We start from the raw sequence: 18,153 nt of genomic DNA, 5'->3' as shown, positions 1-18,153 counted from the left end.
TATTGCGGCAGCCCGATCCCCCTGTCCGCCGCGTTTGCAGGGGGCTTACAAAAATCCGGCCTTGGTAACGGACCGACGCGTGTCCGTTACATAAGCTTAACTCTTCATACGCCATCCCGTCGAATAAAGCCGCACGGCCAGCGCCAGCAGCGCCATGATCCCGATGCCCAGGAACAGGGCGGACAGGGCGGGCGACTGTGCCGCGCCGCCCAGCATGCCGTGCCGGAACCCCTCCATGGCGTGATAGAGCGGGTTCAGCTTCACGATGGCGGCAAAGGTGGCCGGCATCGCATCCACCGGCGCGAACAGGCCCGACAGGAAGGAAAGCGGGGTGAACAGGAAGGTGAAATAGGCGGAGATATGGTCCCACTTGGTGCTGGCCATCCCGCACAGGAAACCGCACAGCGCCATGAACAGGGCGGCGGCCAGCACGAAGCCGATGGCCGTCAGTGGATGGGCCACCGGCAGCGGCCAGAAGAACAGCGACGCGATCCACACGGCCAGGCCGCTGATCAGGCCCGCCGTCACCCCGGCCAGCAGATAGGCGGGCACCGCCTCCCGCGCGCCGACGGGGGCCATCAGTTCATCGATGATATGGCCTTCGATCTTGCTGTAGAGCAGGTAGAACCCGCCGCTTTCCGCCGCGCGCAGCAGCACCGACAGCATGATCAGGCCGGGAACGAGATAGGAGAGGACGGCGTCGCCCGTCGGGGTACCGCGTTCCGGCCCCAACCCGAACAGGAAGCAGAAGAAATAGATGATGGCCATCAGGGCGGGCGCCACGATGAAGGCCACCGCCATCTTCATCATCCGCCGCAATTCCCGCCGGCACAGGGCCAGGAAGGCGACCCAATGGAAGGACGGCACCTGCCGGCCGATGGCGGCGTTGAAGGCGCCGGCCGGGCGGCCTGTCTGTTCCACGCTGCTCATGCCCCGCTCCTAATCCGGATACCAGACCGGGTCCCGTTTCGGGGCCCGGACAGCGGCGACTGCCGCCGTGCCGCTCGTGCGGCGTAAGCCAAGGCGCCGGTGGCGCCGCCGGCGACTGAGGCCGCTGATCGGTCACGATCAGCGGAAAGGCGTTAAGCCTTCAGCTTGTAACCCTTGGCGATCATCCGCCAGGCAACGAAGCCCAGCACCAGGTTGGTCCCCAGCATCACCAGGATGCCAGTGCCCAGCGTCCCGTCCGTCTGGCCGATGAAGCCGTAGCGGAAGCCGTCGATGAAATAGAAGAACGGGTTCAGGTGCGCGATGAAGCGGAAGGCAGGCGGCACGCTTTCGATGGAATAGAAGGTGCCCGACAGGAAGGACAAGGGCGTGACGATGAAGTTGGTCACCACCGCCATATGGTCGAACTTGTCGGCCCAGATGCCGCCGATCAGGCCCAGCAGCGCCAGCAGCGACGCCGCCGCCACCCCGTGGAACAGCACGAAGCCGATGGAATGGATCGACAGCGGCACGAACAGCGTGATGGCCAGCGCCGTGACCAGCCCCACCATGGCGCCGCGCACCACGCCCCCCACGATATAGGCACTGGTCAGTTCCAGGGCGGAGATGGGTGGCATCAGCACATCGACGATATTGCCCTGGACCTTGGCCACCAGGACCGAGGAGGAGGAATTGGCAAAGGCGTTCTGGGCGATGGCCATCATGATCAGGCCGGGCGCCAGGAACAGCATGAAGGGCACGTCGCCGACCATCCGCACCACCCCGCCCAGCGCCAGGGCGAAGACGGCATAGAACAGCAGGGTGGTGACGATCGGGGCGGCGACCGTCTGCACCCAGACCTTCAGGAACCGGTGCACTTCCTTGCGGATCAAGGTGGAAAGCCCGATCCAGTTGACGGCGCCGACGGCGCGGGGCATGGGGGTGGTCGGTTGTGGCATGTTTGTCCTGGGACGCCTGTCGGGGGCGATGGGAAGGGCCAGACACTATACGGCCGGCCGGATAGGGGCAATGCTGCCCTATCTTCAGGGGGATCGACAGTGACGGACGACACGGGTGGGCGTACAGGCGGGCGCCCGGAGGCGCGAAAGGTGAAGCGGGTAAGTTCCGCCTATCTGGATCGCGCCGCCCTGCATTATCTGGAACGGTTCGCCAGCTCGTCGGCAAACCTGCGCAAGCTGCTGCTGCGCCGTGTCGATGCCTCGGCCCGCGCCCACGGCACCGACCCGGCGGAGGGGCGGGAATGGGTCGAGGCCCTGATCCAGCGCTATCAGCGCCAGGGCATCCTCAATGACGGGCTGTATGCGGAGATGAAGGCCGGCGGCCTGCAGCGCCGTGGCGGGTCCACCCGCATGATCCGGCAGAAGCTGACGGCCAAGGGTCTGGACGACGGGCAGGTGGAAGCGGCACTCGCCGGCCTGGAAGGGGCCGATGAGGGGGAGGCGGAGATGAAGGCCGCCATCGCCTATGCCCGCCGCCGTCGCCTGGGCGGGTTCCGCCCCGACCGGGGATTGCCGGAGGAGGAGGTCCGGGCGCGCCGCGACAAGGATATCGCGGCGATGGCACGGGCCGGATTCGACCTGGAAACGGCCCGCCGCGTCATCGATGCCGACGACCCGTCGGCATTGTGAGATCGGCGGGGGGAGTCCCCCCGCCGTTGGGAACTATTCGCTCTGCAGCTGCTGGCGCGCGGTTTCCAGCAGGCTGTCCAGCTCCTTCTCGATCCGGTGCTCGGACACGTCCACGCCCTTGGCCTGGAAATCGGCCAGCAGCTTGCGGACGATGTCCTTGTGGCCCGGCTCCTCGAAATCCACGGCCACGATCTGCTTGGCATAGGCGGTGGCATCGTCGCCGGTCAGGCCCAGCAGCCCCGCGGCCCATTGGCCGGCCAGCCGGGCGCGGCGGGCATAGATGCGGAACAGAAACTCCTGGTCATGCTTGAACTTGTTTTCGAATGCCTGTTCGCGCTCGTCGAACGTCGTCATTTTTAATCCTCTGCAGGCGGGTCGAACCGATAGCCGGGAAAACTTATATATACGGCCGATGTGACAGAAGCCATCACCCGTCGCACCTTCCCTTCTATAAGGATGGTGCCTTCGTTTCCGTCTTTTAAGGTCCGCTCGCCCATGTGCACCGTCGTCATCCTGCGCCGCCCCGGTCATGAATGGCCGCTCCTGCTCGCCGGCAACCGGGACGAGATGGCGGGGCGCCCCTGGAAGCCGCCAGGCCGCCATTGGCCCGACCGGCCGGAGGTGCTGGCGGGCCTTGATGAAGGTGCGGGCGGGTCCTGGCTGGGCATCAATGACCATGGTGTCGTCGCCACGGTGCTGAACCGCGAGGGCACGCTGGGCCAGATGGCCGGCAAAAGGTCACGCGGCGAACTGGTGCTGGACGCGCTGGACCATGCCGATGCCGAAACCGCCGCCGAGGCGCTGTCGCATCTGGATGGCCGTGCCTACCGGCCGTTCAACCTCGTGGTGGCCGATAATCGCGACGCCTTCTGGCTGTCGCTGCCGGCCGACGGGGCACGGGTACGGTCCACATCGATCCCGGTGGGCCTGTCGATGATGGCGGCAAGCGACCTGGACGACAGGACCCACCCCCGCATCCGCTTCTTCAAGCCGCTGTTCCAGGTGGCGGCTGTGCCGGACCCGGCGGCGGACGACTGGCAGGGCTGGACGGAACTGCTGGGCTGCCGCATCTGGGACGGCGATGCCGGTCCGCGCGGGGCCATGTGCATCGTCACGCCCACCGGATTCGGCACGGGCAGTTCGGCGCTGGTGGCCCTGCCGTCGATGCAGCGTGCGGGCATGAAGCCCCGCCTGCTGTTCGCGCCCGGCCGGCCCGACCAGGTCGGGTACGACACCGTCGCCCTCTGATCGCCGCCACCCAGCCGTGACCCGCCCGCATCGCTGGTTTCATTGTGCCGAACGGTGTAGCTTGCTATAGGAGTGGCCCGGACCCGCTGGCCAGCCGCCATGCGGGTCCGTCTCCCTTTTGGCTGGAACGATTGCTGGACACCAGACCCATGACGCGACGCCGGCGCATCTACGAAGGCAAGGCCAAGATCCTGTATGAGGGCCCTGAGCCTGGCACCCTGGTCCAGTACTTCAAGGACGATGCTACCGCGTTCAACGCCCAGAAGAAGGGCACGATCACGGGCAAGGGCGTCCTGAACAACCGCATCAGCGAGTATCTGATGCAGAAGCTGGGCGAGATCGGTATCCCGAACCACTTTGTTCGACGCCTGAACATGCGTGAGCAGCTGGTGCGCGAAGTGGAGATCATCCCCATCGAGGTGGTGGTCCGCAACATCGCCGCCGGTTCGCTGACCAAGCGTTTCGGCATCCCGGAGGGCACGCCGCTGCCCCGCTCCATCGTCGAATATTACTTCAAGAACGACGAGCTGGGCGATCCGATGGTGTCGGAAGAGCATATCACGGCGTTCGGCTGGGCTGCCCCGCAGGACCTGGACGACATGCTGTCGCTGGCGCTGCGCATCAACGACTACCTGAACGGCCTGTTCCTGGGCATCGGGCTGAAGCTGGTGGACTTCAAGGTGGAGTTCGGCCGGCTTTGGGAAAATGAAGAGATGCGCATCATCCTGGCCGACGAGATCAGCCCGGACAATTGCCGTCTCTGGGACGCCAAGACCAACGAGAAGCTGGACAAGGACCGTTTCCGCCAGGACCTGGGCAATGTCGCCGAGGCCTATCAGGAAGTGGCCCGCCGCCTGGGCATCCTGCCCGAGGCCGGCCCCGGCGACCATACGGCGCCCAAGCTGGTGCAGTAAGCGCCGCTTGATCGTGTAATGAAAAACGCCGGAACCGTCCCGCACGGTCCCGGCGTTTTTCATTTCCGGGTGACCGCATGCCCGCCTGGGACAAGGCTTCCCTGCGGGTTTCGCCATCGCCAAGCAGGATCGATTTTGCTATCCCACCGCCATCGCTTTTCCGACCAAGGACACGGGTGTTCCCATGAAGGCCAAAGTCATCGTCACCCTGAAGAACGGCGTGCTGGACCCGCAGGGCAAGGCCATCGGCCATGCGCTGACCAACCTGGGCTTCGAAGGGATCGGCGAGGTCCGCCAGGGCAAGCTGATCGAGCTGGAAGTGGCCGAAACCGACCCGGCCAAGGCCAAGGCCCAGATCGAGGACATGTGCCGCAAGCTGCTGGCCAACACCGTCATCGAGAATTACTCGATCGAGCTGGTGGCCTGATACCACCAGCCATGCCAACGGCGGCGACTGCCGCCGCGCCGCACCTGCGGCGTAGCCAAGGGTGCCTTATGCGCCCGCCCGGCGATTGAGGGCATGAACCAACCCATGCGGGGGTGATACAGCCCCCGCATTCGGTTGAGATATTTCCGGCCAACGGGTACAGACAGACGCATCGACGGTTCCATAGGGAATTTGACCCGATGCGCGATTTCCGCCTGTCCCGCCTGCTTGCCGCCGCCCTTGTCCTGTCGGGCCCGGCGATATTGCCCGCCCCCGCCCTGGCCGCCGGCCAGGACGATGTGCTGAAATGCCTGGGCATTCTCGACAACAGCGCGCGGCTCGCCTGCTATGACCGCACCGTGCCGGGCCTGCGCCACGCCGCCCCGCCGCCGGCCGCCCCCATGGCTCCCCAGGCCCCGATTCCCCCCGCCCCGCCGGTGAGCAAGGAGCAGGCCTTCGGTGCCGAGCGCATCCAGGACAAGCAGAACCCCGCCGTCGCCGCCAAGCCGGAAGAGGCGGAGAGCATCACTGCCAAGCTGGTCTCCGTCAGCCAGCAGACCATCGACCGCTATACCTTCACGCTGGACAATGGCCAGGTCTGGAGCCAGGTCGTGGCCCGCTCCATCGCCAATGCCAAGACCGGCAAGACCGTGCGGATCGAGAAGGGCATCGTCGGCAGCTTCACCATGACCATCGATGGCGTCACCGGCATCATCAAAGTCCGCCGCGTGAAGTGAGCAGGGCGAGCGCCCCGAAGGGGGCTTTATACCACCGGCGAAGTACTTGCCGGTGGTACGGCGGCGACTGCCGCCGCGCGCCACGTGGCGCATGAGCCAAGCCCGCGGATGCGGGCGCCCGGCGCCTCAGGGAACAAACTATACCGGCGCCACGGAGCGCAGGAAGGCCAGGGGCATGGCCTGCACCCGGGTCGGCGGCAGGGTCACGGTGACCAGCGTGCCATGCTCCAGCCGGCTTTCCAGCCGCGCGTCGCCGCCATGCAGGCGGGCCAGAGCCAGAACCAGCGGCAGGCCCAGGCCGACACCGCCGGCGCTGCGCGAATGGCTACCCTCGATCTGCCGGAACGGCTCCATGGCGGTGGTCATGTCCTCCTCCCGCATGCCGATACCGGTATCGCGGACATAGAGCGACAGGGCCCCATCCTCCTCCACCCGCGCGCCGCAGACGACCTTGCCGCCATCGGGCGTGAACTTCACGGCGTTGGACAACAGGTTGTTCAGAATCTGTTTCAGCGCTACCTCGTCGGCGCGCACCGGCGGCAATTCCGCCTCCATCTCCGTCTCCAGCAGCACGCCGCCCTTGTCGGCGCGTTCCGCCACCAGGCGCATGCTGGACCGGATCAGGCGCGGCACATCCACCAGCTTCTCCGACAGTTCCTTCTTGCCGGCCTGGATGCGCGACAGGTCCAGGATGTCGTTGATCAGGGTCAGCAGCATCTGACCGCTGTCATGGATGTCATGGGCATATTCACGATAGGCGGGCTGGCCGATGGGTCCCATGGCCTGGGTGGCGATGATCTCCGAAAAGCCGATGATGGCGTTCAAGGGTGTGCGCAGCTCGTGCGTCATGTTGGCCAGGAATTCCGACTTGGCGCGATTGGCCATCTCGGCCGCACTCAGCGCCTGTTCCATGGCCAGCCGGTCGCGCCGCCATTGCGTGATGTCGCGCACGCTGCCCTGGAAGGCCACGGCGCGCCCATCCTCGTTGCGGATGATGCGGGCGGAGATGGCGACCCAGAAATGGCTGCCGTCGCGGTGGCGCAGTTCCACCGGCATGCTGCCCACCTCCTCCTGCGCCAGCAGGGACTGGGTGATCGCCTCGCGGTTCTCCTGGTCGACATAGAAGCTGACAGTGGCATCGACCACCTCGGCCTTCAGTTGCGCCTCGTTGTCGTAACCGATCATGGTCAGCAAGGCGGGATTGGCGGACAGGAAGCGGCCGGAAATGTCGGTGGTGAACATCCCCTCCATCGCCGTCTCGTAAATCTCGCGGTATTTGCGCTCCGACTGGGCCAGCCGGTCCAGCGCCGCCTGCTGGCGGCCCACCTGCGCCACCAGGGCGGCATTGGCGGTGCGCAGGTCGCGGCGCTCACCCAACGCATCCGCCTGATGCTGGCGGACGGCATGGATGATGACCCAGAGCAGCAGCAGCAGGGCGATGCCGGCACAGACCAGCGCCGCCGGCTGCCAGGGATCGATCCGGGCGGGCAGGGTCGCCTCCGGCCAGGCCAGGGTCACGACAATGGCAAGAATCCCGACCAGCGCCAGGGGCAGGGCCAGCCAGGGGGAGAACACCGATGCACGCGCCCGGGGGCGGTCCGGTGTATGGGGTGGCCGTTCTGCGCCGGTCGTACCGTCCATCGCCTGCTCGCGGCCAAGAGGATGAATATTGTTAGCACTCCCAACCCCTGGTGTCATGACACACAAGCATAGTATGGCCTTCGTCGTGGGCGTATGACCGCCCCCCGAGCAACCCACCCGTCAGACAGGCATGACGCATCCCACCCCCCTTCCCACCGCCATCATTGGCGCCGGCCTGGCCGGGCTGGCCGCAGCCCTTGCCCTGTCGGCGCATGGGTTACCCGTCACCCTGTTCGATGCGGGCACGGCACCGGGCGGGCGCCTGTCCACGCACCGGGCCGGCGGCTGGCGCTTCGACCATGGTGGGCAGTTCCTGACGGTGCGCGATGCGGGGTTCCGTGACGTGATGGGCGAACTGGTGGGGGACGGTCACGCCGCCCCCTGGATGGGGCATGTCGTGCGGCTGTCCGCCGATGGAAGCGTGCAACCGCATGTGGTGGAACGGTTCGTGGGCCTGCCCGGCATGGATGGCATCATCAGGGGCCTGATCGCTCGCCTGCCGGAGGCGGCCCGTCCGCGCTTCGGCAGCAGGGTCACCGCCGTCACGGGCACACCCGGCCATTGGCATCTGGCACTGGCGGATGACGCGCAGGAGGGGCCTTTCACCCGGGTCGTCATCGCCGTCCCGGCCCCGCTGGCGGCCAGGTTACTGTCCCTCGTTGCCCCCGCCCTGGCGACGCGGGCGGCGCAGGCCGTGATGGCACCCTGCCGGGCGCTGATGCTGGGCTATGGGGCCGCCGTGCTGCCGCCCTGGGATGCCGCCTTCCTGGGCGGTGCGGGCGCAGAGGATCGGCCGCTATCCTGGATCGCCCATGACGGGGGCAAGCCGGGCCGCGACGGACGGGCCGGCTTCATCGCCCATGCCGCCCCTGCATGGTCCGAACGCCACCGGGAGGACACGGACGACGCCGTGATCACCACCCTGCTGCCGGCCTTCCGCGCCGCCACGGGGATCACGGCCGAGCCCGCCTTCCTCGCCCTGCACCATTGGCCGCACGCCCTGCCCACGGCGCCGCTGTCCGACGGATACCTTTGGGACGCCCCCCTGGGCCTGGGGGCTTGCGGCGACTGGTGCCTGGAAGCGCGGGCGGAAGCCGCCTTCGTCAGCGGCGCGCGGCTGGCCGCCGCCATGGGGGCATGAACATGGAGAACCCGAGCCAAGACGATTATGTGCCCAGCCCCTGCATCCGCCGCTGCGACCTGGACCGCAAGCGCCAATATTGCCTGGGCTGCAAGCGGCTCCTGGAAGAGATCATGCGCTGGGGTGTCATGACCCCGGACGAACGCCGCGCCGTCTGGACCCGGCTGGGAAGGCCCGTGCCCGGCACGGACTGACCGTTGGGGCAAAATCCACTGGGCAAAAAGCGCCGGCCCAATGGCAATCCGCAAGGGACATTGCGGATTGCAAGAACATCATACGCCATAACTCATTGTAATCATTGAAATTTCTAGCACTGGCCCGCGCCTTGCTTTTCCACCCCCGCCATCAGCAGCGGGGGATTTCATGGACGGCAGCGCGCATATCCGGTTCATCCAGTCCGGCGAGACCGAAGCCGAGGGCAGCTTCGCCCAGCTTTACCGTCAGGCCCATGGCAAGGCCGGCCTGTCGCGCCTGGGCGTGGGGTCCATCCTGGACTGGCTGACCCGGCGTGGCGGCGAGGCCCAGGGCATCGATACGCTGCTGGAGGATGGCACGCCCCTGACGTCCGACAATCGCGACCGGGTGAAGGGCAACCTGTTCCTGTCCTTCCTGTTCCATGACCTGCGCGACAAGCTGCGGGGGCGCATGGAACTGGCCCGCACCCATGGCGACGGCCCGTTCGCTCCCCTGCCCGCCGGCCTGTCACAGGCGCAGAAGTTGAACTGGCTGCGCGCCCAGGCCTGTATCAGCCTGAACTTGGTGCTGGATGAATGGGCCGCCGAACTGGTGAACAAGCCTGTTCCCGCCTGCCCGTTCGCCCGCATGGCCCGCTTCGCCCAGGGCTTCTTCAAGGGGTCCGCGCTTTACGCCCGCGCCGACCATGACATGGTCTCCATCTCCAAGACCGGCAGCAACACCGCCCTGCATATGTGCTTCAGCCTGGTGGAGGCCTCGCTGCATCTGGGCCTGGACCTGCCCGTCAACCATTGGCGCGACGCCATGTGGCGCAGCCGCAAGGAACTGAAGACGCTTGCCGCCGGCAGCCTGGGCATGATCGTCACCTTCCTGCATGCCTCCAAGCTGGAACCGGAGGGGGAGAGTGCAGTGAACCCGACGACCGGTGAAGCTTGTGCGTTCCGCATCGAACATGCACCGGACGGCATCCGCCTGCGCCTGGATGGCCGTTCCATCACGCCGTTCAGCACGGGCAATGACCGGCTCTACACCGGCTGCCCGGCCTTCCATGTGTCGGGCATGATCGAGATGTATCTGGACTGGGTGCTGGACCTGGCCATCCATCACGGCCTGCAGGCCCCGGAACGCCCGCTCTATGACCGCCCCTGGCCGCAGCGTTGGGAAGGGGCTTCGGCCGTGGCCGATTGATCATTCTGTATCCGGAATAGAAAAGGGCCGCCCGTCACCGGGCGGCCCATTCATTTTATTGCACCACCGGAATGATCAGACTTCCAGCAGGATGCGCTCCGGATTCTCGATGCATTCCTTGACGCGGACCAGGAAGGTCACCGCTTCGCGGCCATCGATGATGCGGTGATCGTAGGACAGGGCCAGATACATCATGGGACGGACCTCGACCTTCCCGTTCACGACGACGGCGCGGTCCATGGTCTTGTGCATGCCCAGGATGCCGGACTGCGGCGTGTTCAGGATCGGGGTCGACATCAGCGAGCCATAGACACCACCGTTGGAGATGGTGAAGGTGCCGCCCGACAGGTCTTCCATCGACAGCTTGCCGTCACGGGCCTTCTTGCCCAGATCGCCGATGGTCTTTTCCACCCCGGCGAAGGAAAGCTGGTCAGCGTTGCGGACGACCGGAACCACCAGACCCTGCGGCGTGCCGACGGCAACACCGATGTCATAGTAGTTCTTGTAGACCAGATCGGTACCGTCGATCTCGGCATTGACCGCTGGCAACTCCTTCAGGGCCACCAGACAGGCCTTCACGAAGAAGGACATGAAGCCCAGCTTCACGCCGTGCTTCTTCTCGAAGCCGTCCTTCAACTGGTTGCGCATGGCGATCACGTTCGTCATGTCCACCTCGTTGAAGGTGGTCAGCATGGCGGCGGTGTTCTGCGCTTCCTTCAGACGCTCGGCGATACGCTGGCGCAGGCGGGTCATGCGCACCCGCTCCTCCAGGTCGGCCTTGGCGCGCGGACCGGACGGGGCCGGGGCGGGCTTGGGTGCGGGAGCCGGGGCGGGAGCGGCGGCCTTCGGCGTGTCGATGGCGGCCAGCACGTCGCCCTTGGTCACGCGGCCATCCTTGCCGGTGCCGGCGATGGCGCCGGTATCGACGCCGTTATCGGCAGCAATCTTGGCGGCGGCCGGGAACACGGGCGCGCCAGCCACCGGGGCAGCGGGGGCGGCCGCCGGAGCCGGGGCGGCAACGGCGGGGGCCGGGGCAGCAGCGGCCGGCTTGGCAGCCGGAGCACCGGCGCCTTCGCCGATGGTGCCCAGCAGGGCGCCGACGGCGACATTGGCGCCTTCGGCGGCCACGATCTCGACCAGGGTACCGGCGGCCTGGGCATTGACCTCCAGCGTCACCTTGTCGGTTTCCAGTTCCACCAGGGCGTCATCGACATTGATCGCGTCGCCGACCTTCTTCAGCCAGCGGGCAACCGTCGCTTCCGTGACCGATTCGCCCAGGGTGGGCACCTTGATTTCCGTCGCCATGTTTTGTGGCCTTCGCGTTTGGATGGTCTTTAAGGAATGGGTGGAAGCCGGTGGATCAGACCGTCAGCGCTTCATCCAGAAGCTTCGCCTGCTCCTGGTTGTGGCGCTTCAGCATGCCGGTGGCGGGGGCGGCCGATTCCGGACGGCCCGCGTATTTCGGACGGCTGGCCTTGTGGGAGATGCTGACCAGCACCTTCTCGATGCGGCGGTCGACGAAGGTCCAGTAACCCTGGTTCTCCGACTCCTCCTGGCACCAGACCACGTCGGCGTTCGGGTACTTGGCCAGTTCCTCGGCCAGCACGTCGGCCGGGAACGGATAGAGCTGCTCCAGGCGCAGTATGGCCACATCCTTGACGCCCCGGTTCTCCCGCTCCTGGAACAGATCGTAATAGACCTTGCCCGTGCAGATGACGACGCGGCGGATCTTGTCGTTGGCCACCAGATCCACACCCGTTTCATAGAGGACGCGGTGGAAGGTCTGGCCGTTGGAGAACATGTCCAGCGGCGATACGGCCAGCTTGTGGCGCAGCAGCGACTTCGGCGACATCACGATCAGCGGCTTGCGGAAGTCGCGGCGCACCTGGCGGCGCAGCGCGTGGAAATAATTGGCCGGCGTCGTGATGTTGCAGATCTGCCAGTTATCCTCGGCGCAGTTCTGCAGGAAGCGCTCCGGACGGGCGGACGAATGCTCCGGCCCCTGGCCTTCCATGCCGTGCGGCAGCAGCATGACCAGACCGGACATGCGCAGCCACTTCGATTCGGCAGAGCTGATGAACTGGTCGATGATGACCTGGGCGCCATTCACGAAATCGCCGAACTGCGCTTCCCAGATGGTCAGCGCATGCGGTTCCGTCAGGGAGAAGCCATATTCGAAACCCAGGACCGCGGCTTCCGACAGCGGGCTGTCATGCACCTCGAAATTGGCCTGGCTGCCCGGACGGATCAGGTTCAGGGGAACCAGCTTCTCCTCGTTCACCTGATCGACCAGCACGCAATGGCGCTGGGAGAAGGTGCCGCGGCCCACATCCTGACCCGACAGGCGCACCGGGGTGCCCTCCACGGCCAGCGTACCGAAGGCCAGCGCCTCGGCCGTGGCCCAGTCGATGCCCTGGCCCGACTCGATCGCCTCGGCCTTAGCCTTGAGCTGACGGGCGACCTTGGAATTGACGTTGAAGCCGGCCGGCACCTTGGAGATGGCCAGGCCAACCTCCTTCAGCACGTCCGGGGCCACGGCGGTGACGCCACGGCGGGCATCCGGCGTGGCGGTCGACAGGCCCGACCACTTGCCTTCCAGCCAGTCGGCCTTGTTGGCCTTGTATGACATGCCGGCCTGGAATTCGGCCTCCAGCGTCGCATTGAAATCGGCGACGTAACCATCGGCCTCGGCGGCTGTCAGCACGCCTTCGGCCACCAGCTGCTGGGCATAAAGGGCGCGGGTCGTGGTCTGCTTGGCGATGGTCTTGTACATCAGCGGCTGGGTGAATGCCGGCTCGTCGCCTTCATTGTGACCCTGGCGGCGATAGCAGACCACGTCGACCACCACGTCCTTCAGGAACTTCTGGCGGAATTCGATGGCGATGCGGCTGACATGGATGACGGCTTCCGGATCGTCACCATTCACATGGAAGATCGGGGCCTGGATCGACTTGGCCACTTCCGTCGGATACGGGCCGGAACGGCTGTATTGCGGGGCGGTGGTGAAGCCGATCTGGTTGTTGATGATGAAATGGATGATACCGCCGGTGCGGTAGCCCTTCAGCTCCGACAGCAGCAGCGTCTCGGGCACCAGGCCCTGGCCGGCGAACGCCGCGTCGCCATGCAGCAGCACGCCCAGCACATTGGCGCGGCTTTCATCCGACGGCGGCACCTGGCCGGAGATCTGGCACTGCTTGGCGCGTACACGCCCGCAGACGACCGGGTTCACGACTTCCAGATGCGACGGGTTGGGCGACAGCGACAGGTGGATGGTATTGCCGTCGAAATCACGGTCGCTGGACGTACCCATATGGTACTTCACGTCGCCGGAGCCCTGCACATCCTCGGGGTTGGCGGGGTTGCCCTGGAACTCGCTGAAGATGGCCTTGAACGGCTTGCCCATGACATTGGCCAGCACGTTCAGGCGGCCGCGATGGGCCATGCCCAGCACGATCTCCTTCAGGCCCATCTGGCCACCGCGCTTCATCACCTGCTCGATGGCCGGGACCAGCACCTCGCCGCCTTCCAGGCCGAAGCGCTTCGTGCCCGTGTATTTCACCTGGCAGAACTTCTCGAAACCTTCCGCCGCCGTCAGCCGTTGCAGGATGGCCTTCTTGCCATTGACGGTGAAGTCGGTCTGGTTGCGAATGCCTTCGATGCGCTCCTGTATCCAGGCCTTCTGCTCCGGGTCCTGGATATGCATGAACTCCACGCCGATGGAACCGCAGTAGGTGCGCTGCACCGCGTCCACGATCTGGCGCAGGGTGGCGGTTTCCATCCCCAGCACATTGTTGATGAAGATAGGGCGGTCCAGATCGGCATCGGTGAAGCCGTGATGGCGGTAATCCAGCTCCGCATGCTCAGCCCGCTTGTCCATGCCCAGCGGGTCCAGCTTGGCCAGCAGATGGCCGCGGACACGATAGTTCCGGATCAGCATCAGGGCGCGCAGACTGTCCAGCTGGGCCTGACGGACCTGCTCGGGCGTGAAGCCGTTGACAACCGGGGCGGCGGCGGCCGGGGTCGGGGCGGCCTTGTCGCCCTTGCCGGGCTTGGCCGGCGGCGGGGCGTCCGGGTCGGCGGCCCCGATGACCTTGGCGGTCGCTTTCGCCCAGGAGGCACCGTTCAGTTCGGCCAGGATGGCGTGTCCATCATCGCCCAGTTCGGCGAAGAAGGACTGCCAGCTGGCATCGACCGCGGTCGGGTCCTGACGGTAACGGGCGTAGAGTTCCGCGATGAAGGTGCCGTTGGCGCCGAAAAGGAAGGACAGGCGCTCGCTCGGGGCTTGATCGTAGGGGGCCATTTGGGGTTCCGGTCGGAAAGGCCCGCGACGTTGGATCGCCGGGGCCGGGTGCAAAGGCTTGAGAATCCGCGACGGTTTTACGTCAGCTAGGCGGTGTCATCAACATGCAGGTCTGCCGAGGCAGCCTTTTGCCGTGAGCACGGGTAACATGGGTAGCCGGACAAAGGTCGATTGAAAACCGCGCGCCCGTGCTAAAGATAGTGTCCGTGCGTGCCAAATCCAGGGAAAGTCAGGGAAAAATCGCCGATGAGCCGTCAGCCCCGCGCCGAACTCGCCAAAGCCGTCCTGCACGAGGCGCGCAAACTGGTCGCCGACCATGGGCTGGCCGCGCTGACGGCGCGGACTTTGGCACTGGCTGTCGGTTGTTCGGTGGGAACACTCTACAACCTGTACCCCAATCTCGACACGGTGCGCCTGCATCTGAACGCAGAGCTGCTAGACCGTTTACAGGTGGTGATGAAGGCGGCCGATGACGCCGTGCCGAGCGACGCGGCGGTGGAAACGCGGCTGCTGGCCCTGGCCAAGGCCTATCTCAGCTTCGCACGGTCCAACCTGAACCTGTTCCAGACCCTGATCGACAACCGCCCGCCGGTCCTGACCGAACCGCTGCCCGACTGGCTGCTGGAACGGATCGTGCGCCTGCGCCGGGGGATCGAGATGGCGGTGGCGCCGCTGATCCCCAAGGCCAGCCCCGACCGGCTGGAACGCGCCGCCGCCACCACCTGGGCCGCCGTCAACGGCCTGGTGGAAGGCATCGTTTCCGGCAACCTGGCCCCGGTCAGCAGCGCCGACCCGGAGGTGATGATGGCCGAACTGGTGGAAACGCTGGCGGCGGGGCTGCGGGTGCGGGGATAGCTCCTGCTTGCCAACATCATCGCTATTGGCGATGATGATTGTGATGAAGCTGATCATCCTGACCAATGCTCAGAAGATGTTGGCCAACATGCCTGCGCATGGTGGTCGGGCCATGCGTGAGACGCTTCGCGTATTCGCCGCCGATCCTTACGGCATCCATCCATGGGCAAAGGCGTTTGGGGACGGCGTGGGCCGTATTCGCCAAGGCGACTGGCGTGCCCTGTATCGTATCGACAATGGAGTGATGACGGTGACGATCACCCGGATCGGCAACCGTCGGGAGGTCTATCGATGAACGCCCTGTCCTTGCGACCGATCCATGAAGACCAGGAAAGCGTCACCCTGCGCCGCGCCGATTTCGAGGCTCTGCTGGAGATGCTGGAAGACGCGCAGGATATGGCGGAAATCCAAGCGGCTATGCGCCGTCTGGAACGGGGTGAGGAAGAGGCTGTTCCCTTTGAATTGGCTGAACAGATCATGGATGGGATGCATCCCGTTCGCGTCTATCGCCAGTACCGGGAACTCACCCAGCAGGCACTGGCCGAACAGGCCAGCGTATCCCCTTCTTATCTTTCCGAGATCGAATCCGGCCGTAAACCTGGCAGCCTGGAGGCCATGACCCGGCTCTCCGGCGTATTGCGCATTCCCGTTGAATGCCTGCTGCCCCCGAAGCGGGCGGATTGATGCGCGCTGCCCGACTGATCGTCGCCACCCTGGCGCTCTCCCTCACCCTCCCGGCCACAGCGCAGGAGGCTCGCCCCAACGCGCTGCTGGAAAGCCGGCTGTGCGGGGCGCTGACGGTGGCGGTCGATGCCGTGCCCGGCAAGGGGCCGGCCTTCCTGCGCAGCTTCGACCACCCGTCCGGTGCCGGGGCCCCGGCCGAGGATGCGCTGAAGAATGCCGCCTTCACCTATGATAATGCGCTGGCCGCCATCGCCCTGGTCGCCTGCCGCCGCGCCATCAAGGCCAGGCGCATTGGCGACGCGCTATTGTCGGCGGTGGACAGTGACCGGGCCGGACCGCAGGGGCGGCTGCGCACCACCTATCGCGCCGGGCCGCAGCAGGAATTCCCCATCCCGCCCAATGGCTGGTGGAACCAGAAATCCCAGCGCTGGGAAGAGGATGCCTATCAGGTCGGCACCGCCACCGGCAATGTCGCCTGGGCCGGCCTGGCCCTGCTGACCCTGGCCGAGGCGCTGGACGAGCCGAAATACCGTGACGGGGCCGCGAAGCTGGGCGCCTGGGTGCTGGCCCACACCGCCGACGCCAAGGGCCCCGGCGGCTTCACCGGCGGCGTGCATGGCGACGGGGCCGGCACAAGGCCGCTGGGGTGGAAGGCCACGGAACATAATACCGACCTTGTCGCCCTGTTCGGCTGGCTGGAAAGGTCGGGCGCCAAGGGTGGTGACTGGCCCGCCGGCAAGGCATCGGCGCGTTCCTTCCTGGACGCGATGTGGCGGACGGGCGCCGGCCATTTCCCGACTGGCACCCTGGAAGACGGGGCCAGCGTGAATAATGGCAATTCCGGCCTGGATGCCCAGCTCTGGCCCCTGCTGCTGCCCGGTGCCGCAACAGAATGGCGGCGCGCCCTGGACTATGCGGACAAGGTGCATGGCGTGGCCGGCGGCTATGATTTCAACGGCGACCGCGATGGGGTCTGGGTGGAGGGCACCGCCCAGGCCGCCCTGGCCTGGTTTGCCGCCGGTGATCGGGAACGCGCCGATACGATACTGGCCACCCTGGTCAGTGACATCAGCCCCGGCGGTTACCTGTGGGCCACGCGCGGGGAGAAACTGTCCACCGGCTTCGCCATCGGACCCGACAGCAAGGATGCCGACTTCTTCTATTTCCGTCAGCCGCATCTGGGCGCTACATCCTGGGCGGTGCTGGCGGCGAAACGCTGGAACCCGTTTACCGGCAAACCCCTCACCACCCCTTGATAGGGCGGGGCCGCTTCTGTGATGCTGCCGCTTCGGCAATCCACGACCAGAAGAAGAAGCGACATGCGCCTGACCTTGCTTGCCACCGCCGCCCTGCTGGCCCTGTCCATCCAAGCCACCGCCGAGGAGGCGCCCAAGCGCGCCACACCGGCGGAAGTGCTGGCGGCATCGCCCGCCACCGACTGGCGGGCGCCTGCGCCGGAAAACACGCTGTACATGGAACTGCCGGGCGGACGGGTGGTGATCGAACTGGCGCCCGGATTCGCGCCCGTGCATGTGGAGAACATGCGCAAGCTGGCACGCGAGAACTGGTACGAGGGCACGTTCATCGTCCGCGTGCAGGATAATTACGTGACCCAATGGGGCATGCCCGACGAAACGCCCAAGCCGATGAAGACGGCGCTGGACAAGCTGGCACCGGAATTCACCGTCAAGGACGGGGCCAGGAGCCTGCCCTTCGCCAAGCTGCCCGATCCGGACGCTTATGCGCCGGAGGTCGGCATCTCCGATATCTTCCCCGCCGCCCGCGATCCGAAATCGGGCGAAGCCTGGATGACCCATTGCTATGGCATTGTCGGGGTCGGGCGCGGCATGCCGCTGGACAGCGGCAGCGGGGCGGAGCTGTACACCGTCATCGGCCACTCCCCCCGTCCGCTGGACCGGGTCATCACCCTGGTGGGCCGCGTCCTGAAGGGCATGGAACTGCTGACCGCCCTGCCGCGCGGCACGGGCGCGCTCGGCTTCTATGAGAAGGTCGAACAGCGCGTGCCGATCAGCACGGTGCGGCTGGCCGCCGACGTGCCGGAGGCGGAGCGGGAAAAGATCGAGGTCCTGTCCGGCCAGTCGGAGACCTACACCAAGTGGCGCGACGCGCGGCGCTTTCGCCAGGATGATTTCTTCATCCGCGCCTCGGGCCATGTCGATGTCTGCAACGCCATGCCGCCGGTGCGGCCGGTAAAGGGGTAGTTTTCAGTTCCCTCGAGAAGCCGGG

19 protein-coding genes are annotated in these 18,153 nt (G+C 66.2%); 13 read left to right on the top strand and 6 right to left on the bottom strand.

What is annotated here, in order from left to right:
• Positions 1 to 96: 96 nt before the first annotated feature.
• Together ACM9HJ_RS07925 and ACM9HJ_RS07920 are read right to left on the bottom strand one after the other, a co-directional pair.
• The gene (locus ACM9HJ_RS07925) at positions 97 to 930 is read right to left on the bottom strand and encodes an ABC transporter permease (RefSeq protein WP_416571171.1); all 834 of its coding nucleotides are present in this window, start codon (positions 928 to 930) and stop codon (positions 97 to 99) included.
• 152 nt (positions 931 to 1,082) lie between these two features.
• Positions 1,083 to 1,886, bottom strand: coding sequence for an ABC transporter permease (locus ACM9HJ_RS07920; protein ID WP_416571170.1), 804 nt, complete (start codon positions 1,884 to 1,886; stop codon positions 1,083 to 1,085).
• A gap of 150 nt (positions 1,887 to 2,036) precedes the next feature.
• Here ACM9HJ_RS07920 and ACM9HJ_RS07915 point away from each other — a divergent pair, with 150 nt between their 5' ends.
• On the top strand, positions 2,037 to 2,576 hold the full coding sequence (locus ACM9HJ_RS07915) for a regulatory protein RecX (RefSeq protein ID WP_416571169.1): 540 nt from the start codon (positions 2,037 to 2,039) through the stop codon (positions 2,574 to 2,576).
• Positions 2,577 to 2,609: 33 nt separating this feature from the next.
• Here the strand turns inward: ACM9HJ_RS07915 and ACM9HJ_RS07910 are convergent, their stop codons facing one another.
• Positions 2,610 to 2,930: a DUF1476 domain-containing protein gene (locus tag ACM9HJ_RS07910; protein ID WP_416571168.1), complete on the bottom strand. Its 321-nt coding sequence runs from the start codon at positions 2,928 to 2,930 to the stop codon at positions 2,610 to 2,612.
• A 141-nt stretch (positions 2,931 to 3,071) separates the two neighbouring features.
• Here ACM9HJ_RS07910 and ACM9HJ_RS07905 point away from each other — a divergent pair, with 141 nt between their 5' ends.
• From ACM9HJ_RS07905 to ACM9HJ_RS07890, 4 genes are all read left to right on the top strand, one after another.
• On the top strand, positions 3,072 to 3,824 hold the full coding sequence (locus ACM9HJ_RS07905) for an NRDE family protein (protein ID WP_416571167.1): 753 nt from the start codon (positions 3,072 to 3,074) through the stop codon (positions 3,822 to 3,824).
• A gap of 149 nt (positions 3,825 to 3,973) precedes the next feature.
• Positions 3,974 to 4,738: a phosphoribosylaminoimidazolesuccinocarboxamide synthase gene (gene purC / locus ACM9HJ_RS07900; protein ID WP_094454947.1), complete on the top strand. Its 765-nt coding sequence runs from the start codon at positions 3,974 to 3,976 to the stop codon at positions 4,736 to 4,738.
• Positions 4,739 to 4,922: 184 nt separating this feature from the next.
• Entirely contained in the window at positions 4,923 to 5,165 is a 243-nt protein-coding gene (purS, locus tag ACM9HJ_RS07895; protein WP_416571166.1) for a phosphoribosylformylglycinamidine synthase subunit PurS, read from the top strand.
• Positions 5,166 to 5,365: 200 nt separating this feature from the next.
• On the top strand, positions 5,366 to 5,902 hold the full coding sequence (locus ACM9HJ_RS07890; RefSeq protein ID WP_416571165.1) for a hypothetical protein: 537 nt from the start codon (positions 5,366 to 5,368) through the stop codon (positions 5,900 to 5,902).
• Positions 5,903 to 6,040: 138 nt separating this feature from the next.
• Here ACM9HJ_RS07890 and ACM9HJ_RS07885 read toward each other — a convergent pair whose 3' ends face one another.
• Complete coding sequence (locus ACM9HJ_RS07885; RefSeq protein WP_416571164.1) at positions 6,041 to 7,543, bottom strand: PAS domain-containing sensor histidine kinase; 1,503 nt, start codon at positions 7,541 to 7,543, stop codon at positions 6,041 to 6,043.
• A gap of 130 nt (positions 7,544 to 7,673) precedes the next feature.
• Between ACM9HJ_RS07885 and ACM9HJ_RS07880 the strand changes: the two genes are divergently transcribed.
• From ACM9HJ_RS07880 to ACM9HJ_RS07870, 3 genes are all read left to right on the top strand, one after another.
• On the top strand, positions 7,674 to 8,684 hold the full coding sequence (locus ACM9HJ_RS07880) for an NAD(P)/FAD-dependent oxidoreductase (RefSeq protein WP_416571163.1): 1,011 nt from the start codon (positions 7,674 to 7,676) through the stop codon (positions 8,682 to 8,684).
• A gap of 2 nt (positions 8,685 to 8,686) precedes the next feature.
• On the top strand, positions 8,687 to 8,878 hold the full coding sequence (locus tag ACM9HJ_RS07875) for a DUF1289 domain-containing protein (RefSeq protein WP_416571162.1): 192 nt from the start codon (positions 8,687 to 8,689) through the stop codon (positions 8,876 to 8,878).
• Positions 8,879 to 9,047: 169 nt separating this feature from the next.
• Positions 9,048 to 10,067 carry a hypothetical protein gene (locus ACM9HJ_RS07870; protein WP_416571161.1) on the top strand — a complete coding sequence of 340 codons (1,020 nt, stop codon included), beginning with the start codon at positions 9,048 to 9,050 and terminating at the stop codon, positions 10,065 to 10,067.
• A gap of 75 nt (positions 10,068 to 10,142) precedes the next feature.
• On the opposite strand, the gene odhB is transcribed toward ACM9HJ_RS07870, so the two are convergent.
• Both odhB and ACM9HJ_RS07860 read right to left on the bottom strand, forming a co-directional pair.
• On the bottom strand, positions 10,143 to 11,372 hold the full coding sequence (gene odhB, locus ACM9HJ_RS07865; RefSeq protein ID WP_416571160.1) for a 2-oxoglutarate dehydrogenase complex dihydrolipoyllysine-residue succinyltransferase: 1,230 nt from the start codon (positions 11,370 to 11,372) through the stop codon (positions 10,143 to 10,145).
• Between the two features lie 55 nt (positions 11,373 to 11,427).
• Positions 11,428 to 14,367, bottom strand: a complete 2,940-nt coding sequence (locus tag ACM9HJ_RS07860; protein ID WP_416571159.1) for a 2-oxoglutarate dehydrogenase E1 component — start codon at positions 14,365 to 14,367, stop codon at positions 11,428 to 11,430.
• Positions 14,368 to 14,613: 246 nt separating this feature from the next.
• Between ACM9HJ_RS07860 and ACM9HJ_RS07855 the strand changes: the two genes are divergently transcribed.
• From ACM9HJ_RS07855 to ACM9HJ_RS07835, 5 genes are all read left to right on the top strand, one after another.
• Positions 14,614 to 15,222 (top strand): TetR/AcrR family transcriptional regulator, encoded by a 609-nt coding sequence (locus ACM9HJ_RS07855; protein ID WP_416571158.1) that lies wholly within the window; start codon positions 14,614 to 14,616, stop codon positions 15,220 to 15,222.
• A 43-nt stretch (positions 15,223 to 15,265) separates the two neighbouring features.
• Positions 15,266 to 15,517 (top strand): type II toxin-antitoxin system RelE family toxin, encoded by a 252-nt coding sequence (locus ACM9HJ_RS07850; RefSeq protein ID WP_416571157.1) that lies wholly within the window; start codon positions 15,266 to 15,268, stop codon positions 15,515 to 15,517.
• Positions 15,514 to 15,906, top strand: a complete 393-nt coding sequence (locus tag ACM9HJ_RS07845; protein WP_416571156.1) for a helix-turn-helix domain-containing protein — start codon at positions 15,514 to 15,516, stop codon at positions 15,904 to 15,906. Before ACM9HJ_RS07850 ends, ACM9HJ_RS07845 begins: the two co-directional genes overlap by 4 nt.
• Entirely contained in the window at positions 15,906 to 17,162 is a 1,257-nt protein-coding gene (locus ACM9HJ_RS07840; protein ID WP_416571155.1) for a hypothetical protein, read from the top strand. Before ACM9HJ_RS07845 ends, ACM9HJ_RS07840 begins: the two co-directional genes overlap by 1 nt.
• 63 nt (positions 17,163 to 17,225) lie before the next feature.
• Positions 17,226 to 18,128 carry a peptidylprolyl isomerase gene (locus ACM9HJ_RS07835; RefSeq protein ID WP_416571154.1) on the top strand — a complete coding sequence of 301 codons (903 nt, stop codon included), beginning with the start codon at positions 17,226 to 17,228 and terminating at the stop codon, positions 18,126 to 18,128.
• The last annotated feature ends 25 nt before the right edge of the window (positions 18,129 to 18,153 follow it).

This window comes from Niveispirillum sp. KHB5.9 (assembly GCF_048066115.1).
Lineage (GTDB): Bacteria > Pseudomonadota > Alphaproteobacteria > Azospirillales > Azospirillaceae > Niveispirillum.
This window is presented reverse-complemented; position numbering and strand designations above follow the sequence as displayed.

Coding starts and splice junctions, on each gene's coding strand:
- purC (WP_094454947.1), top strand. CDS start 3,974: ATGACGCGACGCCGGCGCATCTACGAAGGCAAGGCCAAGATCCTGTAT.
- ACM9HJ_RS07885 (WP_416571164.1), bottom strand. CDS start 7,543: ATGGACGGTACGACCGGCGCAGAACGGCCACCCCATACACCGGACCGC.
- ACM9HJ_RS07905 (WP_416571167.1), top strand. CDS start 3,072: ATGTGCACCGTCGTCATCCTGCGCCGCCCCGGTCATGAATGGCCGCTC.
- odhB (WP_416571160.1), bottom strand. CDS start 11,372: ATGGCGACGGAAATCAAGGTGCCCACCCTGGGCGAATCGGTCACGGAA.
- ACM9HJ_RS07845 (WP_416571156.1), top strand. CDS start 15,514: ATGAACGCCCTGTCCTTGCGACCGATCCATGAAGACCAGGAAAGCGTC.
- ACM9HJ_RS07880 (WP_416571163.1), top strand. CDS start 7,674: ATGACGCATCCCACCCCCCTTCCCACCGCCATCATTGGCGCCGGCCTG.
- ACM9HJ_RS07835 (WP_416571154.1), top strand. CDS start 17,226: ATGCGCCTGACCTTGCTTGCCACCGCCGCCCTGCTGGCCCTGTCCATC.
- ACM9HJ_RS07870 (WP_416571161.1), top strand. CDS start 9,048: ATGGACGGCAGCGCGCATATCCGGTTCATCCAGTCCGGCGAGACCGAA.
- ACM9HJ_RS07925 (WP_416571171.1), bottom strand. CDS start 930: ATGAGCAGCGTGGAACAGACAGGCCGCCCGGCCGGCGCCTTCAACGCC.
- ACM9HJ_RS07855 (WP_416571158.1), top strand. CDS start 14,614: ATGAGCCGTCAGCCCCGCGCCGAACTCGCCAAAGCCGTCCTGCACGAG.
- ACM9HJ_RS07850 (WP_416571157.1), top strand. CDS start 15,266: ATGAAGCTGATCATCCTGACCAATGCTCAGAAGATGTTGGCCAACATG.
- ACM9HJ_RS07860 (WP_416571159.1), bottom strand. CDS start 14,367: ATGGCCCCCTACGATCAAGCCCCGAGCGAGCGCCTGTCCTTCCTTTTC.
- ACM9HJ_RS07890 (WP_416571165.1), top strand. CDS start 5,366: ATGCGCGATTTCCGCCTGTCCCGCCTGCTTGCCGCCGCCCTTGTCCTG.
- ACM9HJ_RS07875 (WP_416571162.1), top strand. CDS start 8,687: ATGGAGAACCCGAGCCAAGACGATTATGTGCCCAGCCCCTGCATCCGC.
- ACM9HJ_RS07840 (WP_416571155.1), top strand. CDS start 15,906: ATGCGCGCTGCCCGACTGATCGTCGCCACCCTGGCGCTCTCCCTCACC.
- ACM9HJ_RS07910 (WP_416571168.1), bottom strand. CDS start 2,930: ATGACGACGTTCGACGAGCGCGAACAGGCATTCGAAAACAAGTTCAAG.
- ACM9HJ_RS07920 (WP_416571170.1), bottom strand. CDS start 1,886: ATGCCACAACCGACCACCCCCATGCCCCGCGCCGTCGGCGCCGTCAAC.
- purS (WP_416571166.1), top strand. CDS start 4,923: ATGAAGGCCAAAGTCATCGTCACCCTGAAGAACGGCGTGCTGGACCCG.